Origin of the sequence: Nostoc flagelliforme FACHB-838, from assembly GCF_014698065.1 — a bacterium.
GTDB lineage: Bacteria > Cyanobacteriota > Cyanobacteriia > Cyanobacteriales > Nostocaceae > Nostoc > Nostoc flagelliforme_B.
In genome coordinates this window covers 1-3,363 of the sequence record NZ_JACJSI010000535.1, presented here as the reverse complement: position 1 = coordinate 3,363, position 3,363 = coordinate 1, and the positions used below count along the sequence as shown (strand labels likewise).

Here is a 3,363-nt window from a genome sequence, read left to right as displayed (position 1 = left end):
GTGGCTGGTTTGGTTTCTCGATAATTAACTACCTGGAACTGTGGCCCAAATTGTGGATGGTCACGCCAGAAACCAGTTAGCTGTAGAGTTTGACCTGGCTGAATATTGGCAAAGCTGCCGACAATTGTTGTGAGTTCTGTGCTGCGGGGGCGGGTCAGTCTTGCCACAGTGTAGCCTGACTCAGCAGAATAAAAAGTTAAACGTTCTACGACTCCGGTGATTGTTTCGTGTTGAGGAAAGGCATTTATTTGTTCAGGAGAAAGATTAGGAGGAGTGGACATTGCTTATGATCAGATGCCGCACATCATTATAATACTCGAATTCAGTTGATTATAGTACATAAATACTAAATTATATGCCCACTATTAGTATCATTGAAAACTCACTCTAGTTTAAGCTTGAAAGTCGGCGTAGTAGGGCTGACACCAGATTAACCCTTGCTTGTGGAGACTGAAAGAGTTAGCAATAGTAATAGAATGAGCAAAATTCTAGTTGAAATGTTAAAGTTCAGTCTCTGCTAATGTAAGTTTCTTTTGCCAGTATGTGACTGATACCGATATTGTTAAGTTGATGTCTTTATTATTTCTGTTCAGTTAATGAGCAAGGTCATTGCAGTTTTTAATCAGTCAGGTGGTGTCAGCAAAACTACTCTGACAATGAATTTAGGCTACCATTTGGCTCAAAATCAGCAAAACGTTTTATTAGTGGATATGGATCCCCAGGCTTCACTAACTACTTTTATGGGATTAGAGCCATCTGAACTAGGTAAGACAGTTTATGAAGCTATTCTGGGAGAAGAACCATTACCAATTCATCAGAATATACATGGTATGGATATGTCCCCCGCGAACATCAACTTAAGTGGCGCAGAATTAGAACTTGTCGTCGCAGATATGCGAGATATTCGACTAAAGGAGGCTCTTGAACCAGTTATCGCACAATACCAATTCATTTTAATTGATTGTCCACCAAGTCTCGGTATTCTTAGCTATATTAGCTTGGTGGCAGCCACACACGTACTCATTCCTATTCAAACTGAATATAAAGCTCTAAAAGGAACAGAACTATTGTTAACAACGATTGCGCGTGTCCGTTCTCGGGCAAATCGAAAATTACAGATTGCTGGAGTAGTTCCAACTATGTACGATAACCGAACTGGACAAGGCTCCCAAAGCTTACAGTCAATTACTAATTCTCTATCTAAGATTGGTACCATTTATCCAGCTATTCCTCGATCCGTAGCTTTTGCTGATGCAGCCCAAGAGCATATACCGTTAGCACTTTACAATTCTAAGCATCCATCTGTCACTATTCTCAAACAGATTGCTCAAAGTTTGGAGACGTTGCCATGAGTCTGAAGAAGCGTGTTAGTCAACCTTATGAAATTAAAGGAGTCGATGCTTTATTTGGAGTTGAAGAAGCAGTAGACAATAGTAGCGCTGCTTTCCTTATCTCAATAAAACAAATAGTTTTACCACATCAACAACCTCGTCGCTACTTTGCTCCTCAAGCCATGCATGAGTTAGTAGAGTCAATTAAACAGCATGGAATTCTTCAGCCCCTTCTCGTCCGTCCTCAAAAGGATGGGAAATATGAACTAGTTGCAGGAGAACGTCGTTTCCAAGGGGCTAAAACTGCTCAATTAGAGTTTGTACCTGCTGTTATTAGGGAAATGACAGATGTTGAAGCACTTGAACTAGCACTCTCGGAAAATCTCCAAAGAGAGGACTTAAACCCAATTGAGGAAACAGAGAGTATTGTTGCTCTCTTAGGATTAAAACTTAATCAAACCACAGAATCAATAGTTGCTTTACTTCAATCAGCAGCTCATCCAGAACGAGAGGCTGTGGATAACGTTATCCACAGCCAAGAATGGCAGTCTCTACTTGAGGTATTTAACACAATCGGAAAGTTTTCCCCCGAAAGTTTTAGAACCAATCGTCTCCCATTATTAAAACTTCCTATAGATGTTATGGAAGCTCTCCGGTCAGGAGTAATCGAGTATACTAAAGCCAAAGTGATTGCGCGGATTAAGGATGAAGCCCTACGTAAATCATTACTATCTGATGCAATTCAAAATAATTTATCTTTAAGTCAAATTAAAGAGCGTCTTGCTGAAATTCAAGCAAACACGCCTGAAAATACAGATAAAAAATCATCTTCTTTAAAAAAGAAGATAGATGAAGCCTACAGTAAAGTAAAAAAATCAAAGGTTTGGGATAATCCCAATCAGCACAAGCGATTACAAAAAATATTAGTAGAGCTTGAAGCTTTATTAGTTGAAAGCAGTGATGATAACTGAAACTACATTTAGTATGGCAATCAGCATTCCTAAAGTCATTCCTTCAAAAGAGGCAAATGGCGATTAGATTGTTACGGGAGAAGTGCTTTCGATAACAGCGATACTTCACCTTGGCAGTAATGATAGCACACTCCCTCTTCAAGAGTGATTGATAAAAAATATTTACGATTGATAATGCAAAAGTTGAAAATTTTACCCTTAATAATAACTGCACTAACGGCACTGACATTAACTGTTGTAGTACTACTACTGAACAGTATGAAGCTACAGCGCTCACCAGTTACAGATGGCAGGTTAAATATGCGAATGATCTAACTAGTCAATCACAGCCACGCATTGAAACCTTTGCTAATACTTCAGTCGTGAATCGGAATGGATTGAAACCGCCAGGAGCAGTTGTTGGCCCAAATGACCGAGGGCTATGGTGGACTACTTTACCGCCACGACCAAGTGTTGATGAAGTTGAACAACGCAAAAGACCTCAAGACGAGGCAGGAAAACCCGAATTGGTGAAAGATGTAAAGTACGAACTAACCTACGAAGTGGGTAATACTCAGAACACGCTACCTACGAACTATGAAGTTTATCGACAAGTGGTAAAAGCTTATCCACAGAGAACTCCTTTGGAATTGACTTTGGGTGTGAATGATAATTCAGTTGAGAAAGCTGAACCTGTAAGCAAGTAATGACCCGTTCGTTACATAGTCAGCAAGAAGTTAAAGATCAAGACTGAATTACTTTTCAACAAAAGATTGACAGTAAAGTATAAATCAAAGAGTCAACGATGATCTAAATTAATTTCTGCTACGTTGATAAAAAAGATTTCAGAAATTCTTTATGGGGGTTACATAGGGTCTATATATATCCCAACAGTAGTTCAGGACTTCGGTGACATTTTGACTCCTATATAGGACACCTATAGGTGCTAAATGGGGTATATTCGATTGGTTGACATTTTGTGCCCCATTTAGCCCCCAAGGGTTTATGATAAGCTCTTGAGATTAGGAAAAAAAGTAAAAGTTATTTTATTCTTCTTTCTCTTGCTCTTACAGATCACTTGA

The 3,363-nt window shown here is 39.2% G+C and carries 4 protein-coding genes; 3 read left to right on the top strand and 1 reads right to left on the bottom strand.

Features of this window, described 5'->3' with window-relative positions; all coding sequences use genetic code 11:
- Positions 1 to 281, bottom strand: a 281-nt coding sequence (locus H6G97_RS48215) for a YrrC family ATP-dependent DNA helicase (protein WP_422394290.1), incomplete at its 3' end; no start/stop codon positions are given.
- Positions 282 to 596: 315 nt separating this feature from the next.
- Here H6G97_RS48215 and H6G97_RS48210 point away from each other — a divergent pair.
- From H6G97_RS48210 to H6G97_RS55755, 3 genes are all read left to right on the top strand, one after another.
- On the top strand, positions 597 to 1,352 hold the full coding sequence (locus tag H6G97_RS48210) for a ParA family protein (protein ID WP_190947405.1): 756 nt from the start codon (positions 597 to 599) through the stop codon (positions 1,350 to 1,352).
- Positions 1,349 to 2,302: a ParB/RepB/Spo0J family partition protein gene (locus H6G97_RS48205; RefSeq protein ID WP_190947404.1), complete on the top strand. Its 954-nt coding sequence runs from the start codon at positions 1,349 to 1,351 to the stop codon at positions 2,300 to 2,302. Before H6G97_RS48210 ends, H6G97_RS48205 begins: the two co-directional genes overlap by 4 nt.
- Before the next feature lie 362 nt (positions 2,303 to 2,664).
- On the top strand, positions 2,665 to 2,988 hold the full coding sequence (locus tag H6G97_RS55755) for a hypothetical protein (RefSeq protein ID WP_338422016.1): 324 nt from the start codon (positions 2,665 to 2,667) through the stop codon (positions 2,986 to 2,988).
- The last annotated feature ends 375 nt before the right edge of the window (positions 2,989 to 3,363 follow it).